Origin of the sequence: Actinoplanes campanulatus, assembly GCF_014647795.1 — a bacterium.
Taxonomy (GTDB): domain Bacteria; phylum Actinomycetota; class Actinomycetes; order Mycobacteriales; family Micromonosporaceae; genus Actinoplanes; species Actinoplanes campanulatus.
Genome location: NZ_BMPW01000001.1, coordinates 35438 through 49534 on the forward strand (window position 1 = coordinate 35438; position 14097 = coordinate 49534).

General features: G+C 72.5%; 18 protein-coding genes. 9 read left to right on the forward strand and 9 right to left on the reverse strand.

Annotated elements, in window-relative coordinates:
• Positions 1–166 precede the first annotated feature (166 nt).
• Positions 167–670 carry a hypothetical protein gene (locus IEZ13_RS00175; protein WP_183215393.1) on the forward strand — a complete coding sequence of 168 codons (504 nt, stop codon included), beginning with the start codon at positions 167–169 and terminating at the stop codon, positions 668–670.
• 75 nt (positions 671–745) lie between these two features.
• Here the strand turns inward: IEZ13_RS00175 and IEZ13_RS00180 are convergent, their stop codons facing one another.
• The gene (locus IEZ13_RS00180; protein WP_183215395.1) at positions 746–1858 is read right to left on the reverse strand and encodes an FAD-dependent monooxygenase; all 1113 of its coding nucleotides are present in this window, start codon (positions 1856–1858) and stop codon (positions 746–748) included.
• 44 nt (positions 1859–1902) lie between these two features.
• Between IEZ13_RS00180 and IEZ13_RS00185 the strand changes: the two genes are divergently transcribed.
• Entirely contained in the window at positions 1903–2784 is an 882-nt protein-coding gene (locus IEZ13_RS00185) for a helix-turn-helix domain-containing protein (protein ID WP_183215397.1), read from the forward strand.
• Positions 2777–3193 (forward strand): VOC family protein, encoded by a 417-nt coding sequence (locus IEZ13_RS00190; RefSeq protein WP_183215399.1) that lies wholly within the window; start codon positions 2777–2779, stop codon positions 3191–3193. Before IEZ13_RS00185 ends, IEZ13_RS00190 begins: the two co-directional genes overlap by 8 nt.
• Before the next feature lie 101 nt (positions 3194–3294).
• Here the strand turns inward: IEZ13_RS00190 and IEZ13_RS00195 are convergent, their stop codons facing one another.
• From IEZ13_RS00195 to IEZ13_RS00215, 5 genes are all read right to left on the reverse strand, one after another.
• Positions 3295–3921 carry a response regulator gene (locus tag IEZ13_RS00195; protein WP_183215401.1) on the reverse strand — a complete coding sequence of 209 codons (627 nt, stop codon included), beginning with the start codon at positions 3919–3921 and terminating at the stop codon, positions 3295–3297.
• Positions 3918–5153, reverse strand: a complete 1236-nt coding sequence (locus IEZ13_RS00200; RefSeq protein WP_183215403.1) for a sensor histidine kinase — start codon at positions 5151–5153, stop codon at positions 3918–3920. Before IEZ13_RS00200 ends, IEZ13_RS00195 begins: the two co-directional genes overlap by 4 nt.
• Positions 5154–5168: 15 nt before the next feature.
• Positions 5169–5909 carry an ABC transporter permease gene (locus tag IEZ13_RS00205; protein ID WP_183215404.1) on the reverse strand — a complete coding sequence of 247 codons (741 nt, stop codon included), beginning with the start codon at positions 5907–5909 and terminating at the stop codon, positions 5169–5171.
• A gap of 5 nt (positions 5910–5914) precedes the next feature.
• A complete protein-coding gene (locus IEZ13_RS00210) occupies positions 5915–6808 on the reverse strand; it encodes an ABC transporter ATP-binding protein (RefSeq protein WP_183215406.1) in 894 nt (297 codons plus the stop codon).
• 82 nt (positions 6809–6890) lie between these two features.
• Positions 6891–8021, reverse strand: a complete 1131-nt coding sequence (locus IEZ13_RS00215; protein ID WP_372441822.1) for a glycosyltransferase — start codon at positions 8019–8021, stop codon at positions 6891–6893.
• Between the two features lie 122 nt (positions 8022–8143).
• On the opposite strand from IEZ13_RS00215, the gene IEZ13_RS00220 reads away from it, so the two are divergent.
• Positions 8144–8572 (forward strand): SRPBCC family protein, encoded by a 429-nt coding sequence (locus IEZ13_RS00220; RefSeq protein ID WP_306421485.1) that lies wholly within the window; start codon positions 8144–8146, stop codon positions 8570–8572.
• On the opposite strand, the gene IEZ13_RS00225 is transcribed toward IEZ13_RS00220, so the two are convergent.
• Positions 8563–10134, reverse strand: coding sequence for a phytoene desaturase family protein (locus IEZ13_RS00225; RefSeq protein ID WP_183215412.1), 1572 nt, complete (start codon positions 10132–10134; stop codon positions 8563–8565). The genes IEZ13_RS00220 and IEZ13_RS00225 overlap by 10 nt on opposite strands.
• A gap of 91 nt (positions 10135–10225) precedes the next feature.
• Between IEZ13_RS00225 and IEZ13_RS00230 the strand changes: the two genes are divergently transcribed.
• From IEZ13_RS00230 to IEZ13_RS00240, 3 genes are all read left to right on the forward strand, one after another.
• Positions 10226–11143 (forward strand): YihY/virulence factor BrkB family protein, encoded by a 918-nt coding sequence (locus IEZ13_RS00230; RefSeq protein WP_221244903.1) that lies wholly within the window; start codon positions 10226–10228, stop codon positions 11141–11143.
• 108 nt (positions 11144–11251) lie between these two features.
• On the forward strand, positions 11252–11542 hold the full coding sequence (locus IEZ13_RS00235; RefSeq protein ID WP_229794365.1) for a DUF2795 domain-containing protein: 291 nt from the start codon (positions 11252–11254) through the stop codon (positions 11540–11542).
• The gene (locus IEZ13_RS00240; protein ID WP_183215418.1) at positions 11539–12003 is read left to right on the forward strand and encodes an SRPBCC family protein; all 465 of its coding nucleotides are present in this window, start codon (positions 11539–11541) and stop codon (positions 12001–12003) included. The genes IEZ13_RS00235 and IEZ13_RS00240 overlap by 4 nt, the downstream gene beginning before the upstream one ends.
• Before the next feature lie 48 nt (positions 12004–12051).
• Here the strand turns inward: IEZ13_RS00240 and IEZ13_RS00245 are convergent, their stop codons facing one another.
• Positions 12052–12852 carry a hypothetical protein gene (locus tag IEZ13_RS00245; RefSeq protein WP_183215420.1) on the reverse strand — a complete coding sequence of 267 codons (801 nt, stop codon included), beginning with the start codon at positions 12850–12852 and terminating at the stop codon, positions 12052–12054.
• Between the two features lie 79 nt (positions 12853–12931).
• On the opposite strand from IEZ13_RS00245, the gene IEZ13_RS00250 reads away from it, so the two are divergent.
• Entirely contained in the window at positions 12932–13141 is a 210-nt protein-coding gene (locus IEZ13_RS00250; protein WP_183215422.1) for a hypothetical protein, read from the forward strand.
• On the opposite strand, the gene IEZ13_RS00255 is transcribed toward IEZ13_RS00250, so the two are convergent.
• Positions 13129–13563, reverse strand: a complete 435-nt coding sequence (locus tag IEZ13_RS00255; RefSeq protein ID WP_229794366.1) for a hypothetical protein — start codon at positions 13561–13563, stop codon at positions 13129–13131. The genes IEZ13_RS00250 and IEZ13_RS00255 overlap by 13 nt on opposite strands.
• Before the next feature lie 110 nt (positions 13564–13673).
• Between IEZ13_RS00255 and IEZ13_RS00260 the strand changes: the two genes are divergently transcribed.
• Entirely contained in the window at positions 13674–14030 is a 357-nt protein-coding gene (locus IEZ13_RS00260; RefSeq protein WP_183215424.1) for a DUF6401 family natural product biosynthesis protein, read from the forward strand.
• Positions 14031–14097 lie beyond the last annotated feature (67 nt).

Below are 14097 nucleotides of genomic sequence, written 5' to 3' on the forward strand. Positions count from 1 at the left end.
AGCGCACACACGACGCTTCGCGTGTGCCCTCACACCCGGCAGACGCGAACGGTCCTGGGTAGACGGTGCGGCGCGACATGCCGACGATCGTGGACACGGGTTGATCAGCGGGCCGGAACGGGTAGGTAAGAATGCTGACGACCACCTCACCGGAAGGGAAACACGCGTGACGGATCGACCGCTCTACGCCGAACTGGGTTTCACCGACGCCGAGTGGGGGCTGCTGACCGGCCTTCCGCAGTCGGTGCTCACCGCGGCGAGCGCCGCCACCCCGGACAGCGCCCGCAAGACCCGTGCCGAGAGCGCGGCCGGGCTCGACCGCATCTCCGACGGAAGGGCCTCGGCCAGCCCGCTGGTCGCCGCCGTCGCCGCGGCCGCGGTGGCCGAGGCCGGCGACCCGGAGATCGGTGAGGAGGCGCCGGTGATCGAGCCGGCCGACCCGGCCGGTTACGCGGCCGACGTGGTGGGCCGGGCCGCCGAGGTGGCGGCGCTGCTGGCCGCGAAGGCGTCGGCCGCGGACGCCGAGACCTACCGGCACTGGCTCGTGGAGATCGCCGACGAGGTGGTGGGCGCGGCCTCCAGCGGCGGCCTGCTCGGTATCGGCGGCGAGACCGTCACCGAGAGCGAGCGCACCTTCCGCGACGACCTGGCCCAGGCCCTGGCCGGCTGATCTCCGCCCGGCTGGATCTTTGCGGCTGGCTCTCAGGGCTGTCCTGGTGTGGTGGGGGCGGGACTGGGAGCCGGCTCAGGTGGGTGGGCGCCAGGTGAGGACGGGGTCCATCTGGCGGAGGATCAGGTCGGGGCCGAGCCTGCCGCCCAGGGCCATGCCCGCGTTGCGGAGGCGCTCGGCGAGTGGGTGGCCGAGGTTGGCCATGCGGCCCACTCTGCGGGAGGCCCGGGCCACCTCGGTGGTACGAGGAAGCCGCTCGGCCGTGTAACGGGGCAGGTCGTCGGCGTGCCGGGCCAGGACGACCGCGTCCTCGAGGGCCTGGCAGGCGCCCTGGCCGAGGTTCGGGGTCATGGCGTGGGCGGCGTCGCCGAGCAGCGCGACCCGGCCGGTGTGGAAGCGGGGCAGCGGCTCGTCGAGGCAGCGGATGTCGGTGCGGACCACCTCGGTGGCGGCGGCGATCAGCGACGGGACGGGCTCGTGCCAGTCACCGAAGAGGCGCAGCATCTCCGCCTTCTCGTCGCCGGCGCGGCCACCCTCGGCGGCGGGTGCGGTGGCGTAGCAGTAGACGCGGCCGTCACCGAGCACGGCCACCCCGAAGACCTTTCCGGCGCCCCAGGTCTCGGCGGCGACGAGGGTTCCACCGGGGTGCGGCACGACGATGCGCCAGCTCGTGACGCCGGTGTAGACCGGGCCGGGGTGGGTGGGGAACAGCTTCGCGCGTACCGGTGAATGAAGTCCGTCGGCGGCGACCACCAGATCGGCGGTGAGCGTGCCGTCGGCCGTGACCACCCGCCCGGTCTCCGGATCGACGTCGTCGGCCGGCAGGCCGAGGCGGAGCTCGCCGGGAGCGAGCTGCTCGGCGAGCGTGCGGACGAGGGTGGCCCGGTGCACCACGATGACCGGTTCGCCGTAGCGGGCGGCCGCCTTCGACGCGTCGGTCCGGGTGATCCATCCGCCGTCGGGGCGGCGGATCCCGGCGGTGCCCTGGAGTCCGGACAGCTCGCGGATACGCTCGCCGGCGCCGAGGGCGTCGAGGACGCGCAGCGCGTTGGGGGCGACGGCGAGCCCGGCGCCGACCGGTTCGAGGGCGGGCGCCCGTTCCAGGACGGTCACCTCCCAGCCGCGCCGCCGGAGGGCCACCCCGGCCGCCAGTCCACCGATTCCGGCTCCGATCACCACCGCACGCATGGGCCAGATCCTCGCATCCGCGCCGATCGGGGAGACTGGCGGGCATGGACGAGTACGCGTGGTCCTACCCGGCTCCGGGGCTGCGGCCGTGGATCGGGCACTACACCGGCTACCGGCAGCGTGGGGTGGCGCCGGCCCGGCACCGGGGGCTGCCGTCGCCGTACCTGACGCTGATCTTCACGCTGGACGATCCGCTGGTCATGGCCGCGCACCCGGATCCGCGTCAGGCGCCGGGCCGGTACCGGTCGCTCGCCGGTGGGCTGCACCTGGCGCCCGCGCTGATCACCCACGACGGCCGGCAGTCCGGGGTGCAGGTGGCGGTGCACCCGCTGGGCTGCCGGGTGCTTCTCGGGGTCCCCGCGGCCGAGCTCGCCAACCTGGACGTGGACGCGGGCGCGCTGCTCGGTGACCGGTTCGTCGGTGAGACGCGGGACCGGCTGCGGTGCGCGCCGGACTGGCCGGCCCGGTTCGCGGTGCTCGACGCCATGCTGGGCGCGCTGCTCCGGGAGGACGCCGGGCCGTCGTGGGCCGCGCACGCGGTACGCCGTCTGTTCGGCGCCGGCCCGGTCAGTGTCGCGGGGCTCGCCTCGGAGGTGGGCTGGAGTCCGCGGCACCTGACCGACCGGTTCCGGGCCGAGGTGGGGATCCGGCCGAAGGAGGCGGCCCGGGTGGCACGCTTCGACCGGGCCCGGCGGGCGATGCGGCCCGGGGTGCGGCTGGCCGATGTGGCGGCCGCACACGGGTACGCCGACCAGTCGCATCTGGTCCGGGACTTCCGGGCGTTCGCGGGGTGCGCGCCGTCCCGCTGGCTGGCCGACGAATTCGGGAGTTCCGGTCTGTTCCAGGCGCCCGTGGAGCTGGCGGGTGACTTCGGTTTCGTCCAAGCGCATGCGGGACCCGGCGACGACGATGGACGGTATGACTGATTCGCAAGCACCGGCCCCGCAGGTGTGGCCGACCCTGAAGGCGAACGACGCCCGGGCGCTGATCCGGTTCCTGGTCGAGGCGTTCGGTTTCGAGGAGACCGTGGTCCACGGCGAGGGCGACACGGTCGACCACGCCGAGCTCAGCTGGCCGCCCGGTGGCGGCGTCATGCTCGGTTCGGTGCGCGACGACCCCGGCAACCCGTGGAACGACCTGGCACCGGGGAGTTTCGGAGGGTATGTGGTGACCGACGACGTCGACGGCCTGTACGCGCGGGCGGCCGCCGCCGGGGCGGAGATCCTGCGGAAGCCGGCCGACACCGGCTACGGTTCGCGGGACTTCACGGCTCGTGACCCGGAGGGCAACCTGTGGTCGTTCGGCACGTACCGGGGCGCGCCGAGAAGAGGGTGAGTGGGCAGCTCAGCCCGGCGGGCGCGCCGCCGGGCCCGGCCCGGCAGACGATCGCGGGTATGGCAACGGCGGTTCGCGTGTCCCGTACCGGAAATGGGTTTTCAATCGCCGCGGAGAAGGCCCTGACCGATCGCCGTGGCCACCGCGGAGGCCCGGTCCCGGACGCCGAGCTTGGCGTAGGCGTGCAGCAGGTGTGTCTTGACGGTGGCCTCGCTGATGAACAGGCGCTTGGCCGTCTCCCGGTTGGTGCAGCCCCGGGCGATCAGGCCGAGCACCTCCAGCTCGCGCTGGCTGAGCGGCTCCTTGGCGGGTGACCGGAGCTGGCCCATGAGACGGCCGGCGACGGCCGGGGAGAGCACCGACTCGCCGCGGTGCGCCGCCAGCACGGCCCGGAAGAGCTCCTCGCGCGGGGTGTCCTTGAGCAGGTAGCCGGTGGCGCCCGCCTTGATCGCGGGAAGCACGTCGCTGTCGGTGTCGTAGGTGGTGAGGACCAGGACGCGGGCGGTGCAGCCGCGCGCCTTGAGCTCGCGGATGGTGGTGACGCCGTCCATCACCGGCATGCGCAGGTCCATCAGCACGACGTCGGGGGTGACGGCCTCGGTGAGGGCGAGCGCCTCCCGGCCGTCACCGGCCTCGCCGAGGACGGTGAACCGGCCGTCGCCGGTGAACATGCCGCGCAGGCCGTCGCGCACCACCGGGTGATCGTCGACGATGACTATCTTGATCATGCTGCTCCGATCGCGATGGCCGGAACGCACGCGGAGATCGCGGTTCCGCCGCCGGGTTCCGACTCGACCTCCAGGGTTCCGGCGATGCGGCTGAGGCGTTCCCGCATCGCGTGCAGGCCGAAGCCGCCGTTCTCGGTGACCTCCCGCGGCGCGTCCGGGTCGAAGCCGGCGCCGTCGTCGCGGACGTCCAGGGTGATCAGGTCCTCCATGTAGGACAGGGTGAGGCCGACCCGGCCGGCGGCGGCGTGCCGGGCCACGTTGGCCAGCGCCTCCTGGGCGGTCCGCAGCAGGGTCGTCTCGATGTCCGGAAGCATCGGCCGGGCCGTCCCGGTGACCGTCAGGTCGGCGCGGACGCCGTGGATGCCGGCCCACGCCCGGACCACCTCGTCCAGCGCCTCGGGCAGCCGGGCCGCGTCCAGATGCTGCGGGCGCAGCGCCTGCACCGAGCGGCGCGCCTCGGAGAGGCTCTCCCGGGCCAGGCGCTTCGCCGCCACCAGGTGCCGGTCGCGTTCGGCCGGGTGCGACTCGGCCGCCTCGAGCTGGGTGACGATGCCGGTCAGGCCCTGGGCGAGGACGTCGTGGATCTCGCCGGCCATCCGCTGCCGCTCGTTGAGGACGCCCGCCTCGTGTGCCTGGACCAGCAGTTGGGCGTGCAGCCCGGCGTTCTCCTTGAGGGCGGCGGCGAGTTTCGCGTTGGCCTCGGCGAGCGCGTCGATCCGGTCCTCGCGGCTCTGCGACCGCCGGTCGGCCCGGATCCCGATCAGGGTCATGGTCTCGGCGATCAGCAGGTTGCAGACCAGGACCGCCAGGTAGATGACGATCCCGTCGTCGCCCGCGAAGGTGACCCATCCGCCGACCTGGGCGAAGGCGTTGACCGCGGCGACCGGCGCCACCACGGCCAGCGGCCACATGCCGCGGACCGCATAGCCGATGAAGAGGTAGCCGGACCAGGTGTAGATGCCGAAGAGCGGGCTGCACCAGGCGAGCCACAGACCGAGAAGGATCAGGCCGGTGAGGAAGACCGCCATCAGGCCGCTCCGGTGCTGCCAGCCCGGGTGCAGATCCACCCACCAGGCGATCCAGCAGGCGGTCAGCGCGGTGGCGGTCAGGATGGTGGGAAGGTCCGTGTGCGGGACCGGGGTGTTCCAGGCCACCAGCACCAGCACCAGCGAACAGGCCAGTGTCCCGTAGGTCAGGATCGGGCGCGTCAGATCCCGGGTGGGGTCCTCCATGGTCACTCCCGATCGTCATTCCCAGCGGAAGAACTTCACGGCGGCGGCGCCGCAGATCACCAGATATCCAATGAGCACGGTAATCGAGAGCCATTCCGGCGACTGTCCCGTGAGGGCGCCGTTCATCAGGTCCTGGCCGGCCGCGAACGGGGTGAAGTCACCGATCCGCTGGAGCACCTCGGGCATCAGCTCCCGCGGCGCCCACAGCCCGGCGAGGAACATCATCGGGAAGAACAGGAAGGTGCCGATCGCGTTGGCCGTCTTGCCGGTCGGCGCCAGGGCCGCCAGCAGCAGGCCGATGGCGAACGCGCCGGAGCAGTTGAGCAGGATCGCCAGGAGCAGGGTGAGCGGCGACTCCGGGATCGGCACGTCGAACGCCAGGTGGGCGACCGTGTAGACGAGGACGGCGGACACCAGCACGGTGGCCAGGTTCATCGTCAGTTGCGCGGCCAGCAGCAGCGTGGGGCGGACCGGGGTGGTGGCGAACCGGCGCAGGATCCCCCGCTCACGGTAGGTGGCGAGCACCGCGGGCATCCCCTGCAACCCGATGATGCCGATGGCCAGCCCGAGGGCGGCTCCGGCGTAGACGTCGATCACCCGGAGACCGCCCAGCTCCGGCGGGGTCTCCTGCATGGTCGGCACGTTGCCGAGGATGGTGATCAGCAGGAGCGGGAAGAGCAGGGTGAAGAAGACGTAGAGCGGATCGCGGAGGGTGAGCTTGAACTCGGACAGGGTCAGCTTGGTGAAGACGGACATGGTGTTCACTCCCCGCGGGTGAGGTGGACGAAGGCGTCGTCGAGGGTGGCCTGTTCCAGGGTCAGCTCGGCGGCGACGATGCCGTCGCGGGCGAGCACCGAGATGACGGCGTGCAGCAGGTTCCCGGAGCCGATGATCTCGATCCGCGGGCCCTGGTGGCTCAGCTCGCGCACCTCGGGCAGGGCGGTGAGCAGCTCGTCGGCGAACGGCGCGGACGGGCGGAACCGGATCCGCTGCTCGTCGCCGGCCCGGTTGATCAGGCCGCCCGGGGTGTCGAGGGCGGCCACCGCACCCTTGTCGATCACCACGATCCGGTCGCAGAGGCGCTCGGCCTCCTCCATGAAGTGGGTGACCAGCAGCAGGGTGACCCCGCGGTCGCGGATGCCGGAGATCAGGTCCCAGGTGTCCCGGCGGGCCTGCGGGTCGAGGCCGGTGGTCAGCTCGTCCAGGATGGCGACCTCGGGGTTGCCGAGCAGGGCCAGCGCGATGGACAGCCGCTGCTTCTGGCCGCCGGAGAGCTTGCCGAACCGGGTCCTGAGCTTGGCGGTCAGGCCCAGGTCGCCGGCCAGCTCACGCCAGTCCGCCGGGTTCGGGTAGAAGGCGCTGTACAGCTCCAGCGCCTCGCGGACGGTGATCTTGTCCTGGAGTTCGCTCTCCTGGAGCTGCACCCCGATCCGGGCGCGCAGCTCCGGGTCGCCGGCCGGGCGCCCGAGCACCGTGATCCGGCCCGAGTCGGCGGTACGCAGCCCGGCGATGCACTCGACGGTGGTGGTCTTGCCGGCGCCGTTCGGGCCGAGGATCCCGAAGATCTCGCCGGCCTCGACGGTGAACGACACATCCCGGACGGCTACGGTCTCGCCGTACCTCTTCGCCAGGTTCTCGACCTCGATGACTGTCATGCGGACAGCGTCGCGTGGCGGGCGCCGTGCCCGAATCGAACAGCGGGCGGCCGTCGCCGTCCACCGATCGGTTGATGCCGGTCTACACCGTGGCGTTGCTGCGGCGCAGGCCGGCGTAGACCGAGCCGATCTGCGCGGCCACCCGCTTCCACGAGTACGCCTGGCGGGCGCGGTCCAGGGCGGCGGTCGCGTACGTGAACCGGCGCACCTTGTCGTTGATCAGCCGGCGCAGTGCCCCGCCCAGCGCCCGCGGGTCCCGGGCCGGCACCAGGTCGCCGGTGAGCCCGTCGACCACCGTCTCGGTCAGGGTGCCCACCGCGGTCCCGACCACGGGCAGCCCGCAGGCCATCGCCTCCAGGGCCGACCGCTCGTCGCCAGGGGCGGCCACCAGCACGTCCGCCGACCTGTACCAGCTGGGCAGCTCCCGCTGCGGCACCGAGCCGACCAGCCGGAACCGGTCGGCGACCCGGAACTGCTCGGCCATCGACCGCAGCAGTCCGGCGCCCGGGTCGGCGGGCAGCTGCTCGGGCGGCGGACCGCCGACGACCACCACCTCGGCGCCGGGAACGTAGCGCATGGCCTGGATGACGTCGCCGAAGCCCTTGCGCTCGACCAGCTTGCCGACCGACAGGATGCGGGGCAGCTCCGGGTCGCGCGGGGCAGCCGGGCCGTCCGGGGTGAACCGTTCGCTGTCCACACCGGACGGGATCACGGTGAGACGGGCCCTGGGCACGCCGATGCGCACCAGTTCGCCCACCTCGTCCTGGGTCTGTGCCACCACCCGGTCCACCGCCCGGCCGAGCGCGCGCTCGTAGCCGGACCGGGACGGGCCCCGCGCGTCGCCGTCGAACTCGCCGAGCTCGTGGAAGGACTGCACCACCGGCACCCCGATCTGCTTGGCGGCGGTGACCGCGGCCAGGCCGCTGGTCCAGAAGTGGGCGTGCGCGACATCCGGGGACCAGCCGTCGCGCCACTGCTCGCCGAGCACCCGGGCGAACTCGCCCATGTGCGGGAGCAGCAGGTCGGAGGGGATCGGCCGGATCGGGCCGGCCACCACGTTCACCACGTGCACACCGGCCGGGGTGACGACCACCTCGGCGGAGTCCGGGTCCGCGCGGCGGATGTAGACGCGGACCTCATGGCCCAGCTCGGCCAGCGCGGCGGCCAGTTCATCGGCCCGGCCGGCCGGTTCGGAGATCATCGCAATGCGCACGGGGTCTCCTCCAGATGCTGGGGTCGGGGTACGCGGAGCCATTGCCCGGGAGCTTGAACGGCAAAACATGAGCCACTCGTTACGAGCTGCCTACGCAGGGTAATTCGGATCTCGTGGCAACCGTGGCACGAACCGTTCAGGCCCCACCCGACCGAATCTTCGCCGTCCTCGCCGACGGCTGGAGCTACAGCGATTGGGTGGTCGGGACCGTACACATCCGCGACGTGGAGGAGGCCTGGCCGGCCCCCGGCACGAGGCTCCACCACAAGGCCGGCCCGTGGCCGCTGTCGCTGCACGACTCGTCGACGGTGCTCGCCTGCACCCCCGGTAAGGAGCTGAAGCTGAACGCCGGGCTGTGGCCGCTCGGGGCCGCCGAGGTGGACATCCGCCTGGACCCGGTCGACGGCGGCGCCACCCGGGTGGTGATCGAGGAGGACTTCACCGAGGGCCCGCTGCGGTGGGTGCGCAACAAGCTCAACGACCTGCTGCTGCACCGGCGCAACATGGAGACGCTGCGCCGGCTCGCCGACATCGCCGAACGTCAGGCGTAGATCACCCGGTGCGCGCCGCTGATCGCGGCCCGGTAGGCGGCCCCGGTCAGCCGCCGGTCACGGGCCAGGGCGGCGCGGGCCGCGTTCGCGCCCGGCGCGCCGTGCACCCCGCCGCCCGGATGCGCCGACGCGCTGCCCAGGAACAGCCGGTCCACCGGGGTGTCCGGGCGGCCCAGGCCGGGAACCGGGCGCAGGAACAGCTGCTGGAAGGCGGCCGCCGTGCCACCGCCGAGCGCGCCGCCGACCAGGGACGGGTTCTCCCGCTCCAGGTCGGCCGGGCCGAACACGTTGCGGCCCACCACCTCGCGCCGGAAACCGGGCGCGTGCTCCTCGACGACCGCCTCCATCCGCTCCACGTGCCCGGCGATCTCGTCGGCCGTCCAGGACGGCCGGTGCGGCAGATGGGTGTACGCCCACACCGACTCGGTGCCCTCCGGTGACCGGGACGGATCAGCGGTCGTGGTCTGCCCGAGCAGCAGGAACGGGTGCTTCGGCAGTTGGTCGGAGGCGAGCCGGGCGGCGTACCGGGTCAGCCCGTTCAGGTCGGCGCCCAGGTGCACCGTGCCGGAGCCGGCGGCCGCCGGGTTCGTCCACGGCATCCTCGTGCGCACCGCCCAGTCGACCTTCACGGTGGCGCCGTCCCAGCGGAAGTGCGCCAGGTCCTCGGTCATCCGCGGCGGCAGCCACCGCTCGCCGACCAGGTCCAGGAAGAGCGCCGGGGCGGGCACGTCGGCGATCACCGCGCGCCGGGCCCGCCAGTCCCGGCCGTCCGCGGTGCGCACGCCCATCGCGCGGCCGCGGGCCACCAGGACCCGGGTGACCGGGGCCCCACAGCTTATTTCGCCGGGGAACCGCCGGATCAGGGCCGAGGTGATCTCGCCCGCGCCGCCGACCGGAACCGGCCAGCCGACCTGCTGCGCCAGCATGGCCAGCAGCCAGCCGTAGACGCCGCCGCCGGCCTCCTCGGGGGACAGGTCGGTGTGCAGGGCGCAGCCGGCCAGCGCCAGGGCCGCGCCCTCGCCCTCGAACAGCTCGGAGGCCAGCTCGCGCACCGACAGGACCAGGCGGCGGGCCAGCCGCAGGGAGCCGCCCACCCGCAACTGCCGGACCAGGCCGAGGCCGTGCCGGACCGGCGGGAACGGGGTGAACAGCGTGTCCATCATCCGGTCCGAGACACCCCGCCATTCCCGGTACGCGGTACGCCAGCGCTCCCCGTCGCCGGGCGCGAACGCCTCCATCGACGCCATCGTCCGGTCCAGTTCCCGGCTCACCGTGGCGGCCCGGCCGTCCGGCAGCAGGTGGGTGAACACGTCCGGCGCGTGCGTCCAGCGCAGGTCCAGGTTCAGCGCCTTCATCACCGGGGACGCGTAGCCCAGCGGATAGAAGGAGCTGAACAGGTCGGACAGGTAGCCGGGGGCGGTCACGTGCCCGGAACGGACGGCGCCGCCCGGGTGCGGGGTGGCCTCCAGGACCCGTACCGACCAGCCGGCGTCGGCGAGCAGATTGGCGGCGACCAGCCCGTTGTGCCCGGCCCCGATGACGATGGCGTCCACGGTGTCCACGCGCCGACGCTACCCGCTGAGGTTTGCCGTAAACCGCGGCCGGGTATAGGCGGGCGTGGCCGTGGGGGCGGTGCCGGCGAAGATCCGGCATTTGAGTTTGCGAACTTGGCGGGGCGTCCTGTGGCGCAGCATCACGGGCTTCATCAACGACGACTGCACCGACTATGCGGCGGCCCTCACCTTCCAGGCCGTCACCGCACTGCTCCCCTCCCTCGTCGTGATCGTGGCGCTGATCAACCTGGTCACCGACGGGACCACCGCCGTACCGGCGCTGATCGGCATCCTGCGTGACATCGGGCTCGGCTCGGTCGTCGCCAACGACAGCCTGCTCGCCGTGGTCGACGCGCTGCTGGTCCGGCAGACCTCGGCGAAGGTGCTGCTCGGCTTCGGCCTGGCGCTGGCGATCTGGTCCGCCGGTGGGTACGTCGCCATCTTCACCCGCGCCTCCAACCGCATCTACAGCGTCCGTGAGGGCCGCCGCTGGTGGACCCTGCACCTGCTCCAGCTCCTCCTCGCGGGCGTGGCGCTCGTGCTGCTCGCGGTGGCCGGCACCGGGATGGTGATCAGCGGCCCGCTGGTCGACGCGGTCGGCAACGCCCTCGGCGCCGGCGAGACCGTCCGCCGGGTCTGGTCGGTGGGCCGCTGGCCGATGCTCGTGGGGATCGCGATCATGCTGTTGTCGCTGCTGTTCTGGATCGCCCCGAACGTCCGGCAGCCCCGGTTCCGCTGGCTCACCCTCGGCGGGGTGGCGGCCCTCGCGGTGTGGACCGCCACGTCGTTCGGCTTCGGGCTGTACGTCGCCAACTTCGGCTCCTACAACCGCACCTACGGCAGCCTCGGCGCGGTGATGGCGTTCCTCATCTGGGTCTACCTGTCCAACCTGGCCCTGCTGCTCGGTGTCGAGGTCAACGCCGAGGTGCAGCGCGGGCGGCTGCGCCAGGCCGGCGACCGGGATCCGGAAACCCCGCTGGCTCCGCGTTTAGCCCCGGACACCCCGGGCACCCCCTGAATCATGGAACGGGGAAACACGAAGCACGGTGCCCTCCTCGACGAGAGGATGGCTCAGGAGACCCGGGGCAACGTCCGGGGGACGGCCGGAGGGCGTGCGGAGGATTGGATGACACCCGAGCCGGCCGGTGAGGATCAGCCGGAGGTGACGTTCGCGCCCGGTGGTTACGGACGTGGCGTCCCCGCGGGGGTCGGCAGCGCCAAGGGTGAGGCGTTCAGCCGGTTCGGCAGCTACATCGGCCTGTCCGCATTCCCCGGGAACCGTACCGCGCTGGAGCGTTCGGCGCGCACGCTCGAAGCCCCGGACGACGTGATGCGACTGCTGGCGGCGCTGCCCGACGGGGAGATCTTCGAGAACGCCGCACAGGCTTGGGAAGCTAGCGAAGGGAGAAACGCGTGAGCATCGTCACCGAGTTCGTGGACGTCAACGTCCCGGTTCGTAGCGCCTACAACCAGTGGACCCAGTTCGAGGAGTTCCCCCGGTTCATGGAGGGGGTCACGGAGATCCGTCAGCTCGACGACACCCACACCCACTGGAAGACCGAGATCGCCGGGGTCCGGCGCGAGTTCGACGCCGAGATCACCGAGCAACTGCCGGACGAGCGGGTCGCCTGGCATTCCACCGACGGCGAGAAGCAGGCCGGTGTGGTCACCTTCCACCGGATCGACGACACCCACACCCGGGTCACCGTTCAGATGGACTTCGACCCGCAGGGCCTGCTCGAGACCGCCGGTGACAAGCTCGGCATGATCGACCGCAAGGTCAAGGGCGATCTCCATCGCTTCAAGGAGTTCATCGAGAGCCGCGGCGGCATCGAGACCGGCGCGTGGCGCGGCCAGGTCGACCGCCCCGGCATGTGACCTTCCATCTTCTCGGGACGGCCGCCTCCGGGCGGTCGTTTCCGGGTCTTATCGAAAACCATTTCCGGTACGGCGTGAGCTCGGCGTTTCGGCTCGCCGTACCGTCGGGATCCGGTCCCGGCGCACCACGAGCGTGCCCAGGCCGCCGGCCGCCCGGATCGCGTAACGGTCCCGGGACCGGCGGAATCCCGGCTCCCGCAGCACGGTTCCGGCCGGGGTGCCGTCGTTCGCGGTCCACGGTGTCCGCACCGACCCGGCGCCCTCGTCGAACCGCACCCGGAACGGCGCGCCGCCACCGGCCGACAGCATCGCCGTCCCCGACCCGCCGGCCAGCACGACCGGTACGGTGCCGACCGGCTCCGGCAGCCACAGCTCGGTCAGCCCGGCCGAACCCAGGTAGACCCGCTCCACCCGGCCGTCACGCAGGTTCAGATGCTGCTCGCCGGCGCCCCCGGGCAGGCGGATATCCCATCGGACGTCCCGGTTCAGCACGATCCGCACCTCGTCCAGGCCGTCCCGGCCGGTGTTCTCCAGCGTCACCGCCACCCGGCCGCCGCGCCGGGCGACCCTCGGGGCGACACCGGAGTCCGGGGCGGCGCTGATCCGGTAGAGGAGACCCGGAAGATCGGCGAAGCGTACGCGTACCCGGCTTGCCGCATCACTCAGAGTGAGTAGCGCTCCGGTGCGCTGATGCAGTGGCCCGACCTCCACCCGGGCTTCGCCCGGCCGTGGCACCGCCCGCGGAGCGGGCGCGGGCGCCGGGGCGGGCGTCTCGCGAAGGGCGATCAAACCCCCGGCGACCAGCACGGTCAGGCTGGCGACCACGACGATTGAGCGACGAAGACGCAAGGCGGTGGGCACCATCGGACAACGCATAATCGGCCGAACGGGTGACGGCGATGCGTCCATTTCGAGCCAGACTGTCCGAGTGCGATCTCCCGGATTCCTCTCCGAACGTCAGCGGCGCTTCGCCTGGCTGGGTTTTCTGCTCGCCGCCTTCCAGGCGCCACTGGCCGCGAAGCTGATCGATGACGCCTCATGGTTCTTCGCCGTCGTCGTGGCCGCGCTCGTGGCCACCGTGATCATCGCCGACGACGCCCAGCGCCGCCGCCCCGAGCCCGCCGACTACTCGGAGTAATCGGGGCGGGCGGTTCGCCGCCGCCCCCTCAGCTCCGCCTCGTAGAGGTGCCGCCGCCCACCGGCGAACCGCTCCCGGGCCTGGCGTTCCACCTCGCGGAACTCGGCGTAGTACCCGTCGTCGAACTCCTCGACGATCTGGAACGTCCAGTGCCCCGGGATGACGTTGCGGCCGATCAGCTCCCGCTGGATCCGCTCCGCCATCTCGGTGTGCCCGGCCTGCATGAACAGCGAGACCGCCGCGTCCAGCGCGAAGTCCGCCGTGCCGGTCAGCTGATGCGCCGAGTACAGGTGGCCGCGCACCCGCTCCACCGTCTCCAGCGCCTCGCTCAGCTTCCCGAGCGCCTCCACGGTCAGGTCGTCGAGACCCTCCGGCCGCCGATGCCGTTCGTCCGGGCCGTCGCCCCCGATTCGCGTCCCCACCACTGCTCCTTCCGAGATCGATCCTGGCAGTTCCCCACGGTTTCGAGTTCAACCCGCCTGCAACTCGCAGCGAACCGTCGGTCACCCTGGGCTACCTAACGTCTCTTCACATGAATGGCCTGTTCAGCAACGCCGCCGCCCGCGCTGCTCAGCGCTCCGCTCTCGCCTCGCTCGCCGACCTCACCGCGTCGGTCGGGGTCAGCGGTCTCGCCGCAGCACAGGAGAGCCCCGGCCTGATGTCGGTGATCGACCAGCACGCCGCCGGAGTGCGGGACAGCCTCGACGCGGACAACCGCCCGCTCACCGCGATCCTGCTCGCCGCCTACGCCGAGGGTGTCCGCGACGCCGCCTACCAGCACGGCTGGGTCGCCCCCGAGGGGGCCATCGACTGGACCGAGAACGACTGGGTCCTCCGCCGCCTCCTCGCGGTCTGCACGCTGGCACGGACCCTCCCCGCCGCACGCTGACCTGACCGGCGGGCTCGACGCCGCACGGGTCACCGGGTCGGGCTCGCCCCATCCAGTGATCGACACC